This window comes from Aminobacter sp. P4_D5 (genome assembly GCF_056401815.1).
Genome location: NZ_JBFUIP010001353.1, coordinates 1 through 527 on the forward strand (window position 1 = coordinate 1; position 527 = coordinate 527).

The following is a 527-nucleotide window of genomic DNA, read 5'->3' on the forward strand; positions in this document are numbered from 1 at the left end:
GCCCAGGCCGGCGCCAGCATGGACAGCGCGGCGAGCGGGATGCCGAGCGTCCACCAGCCATCGGCTGGCCAGCTTCCCGGTCCGGCGAGCAGCAAGGCTACCGGCAGCGCGACGACGGCGAGCGCCGCGTCGAGCGAGAGGTTCAGCAGGATTCGCGAAGGGGCCTTAGCCATTCGGCGCCTTATAGGTCCTTCCCACTCCGCCCTCAAACATTCGGTTCCGGCTGGATTCTCGCGGCGCGGCCAGGAGGCCGCGATACAGTTCGACCAGCCTGATGGCCTCGGCCTCCCATCCCCATTCGCCGCGCGCCGCCCGCCAGCCGGCCTCGCCCATCCGGGCGCGGGCGGCGTGGTCGGTCAGGGCCGTGATCCCCGCGGCGATGCAGGCCGGGCTGGTCACATCCACCAGCACCCCGCAGCCGGCGGCGCCGATGATATCGGCAACCCCGGTCGCGAAGTCCGGAGCGAGGACGGGCAGGCCGATCGCCATTCCGTCGAAGAGCTTGTGCGGCAAGGCGAGGCGATGGT

The 527-nt window shown here is 71.5% G+C and carries 1 protein-coding gene; it reads right to left on the reverse strand.

The window, feature by feature from the left end; all coding sequences use genetic code 11:
- Positions 1-165 precede the first annotated feature (165 nt).
- Positions 166-527, reverse strand: a 362-nt coding sequence (locus tag AC1DWF_RS38360) for a glycosyltransferase (protein ID WP_476843632.1), incomplete at its 5' end; no start/stop codon positions are given.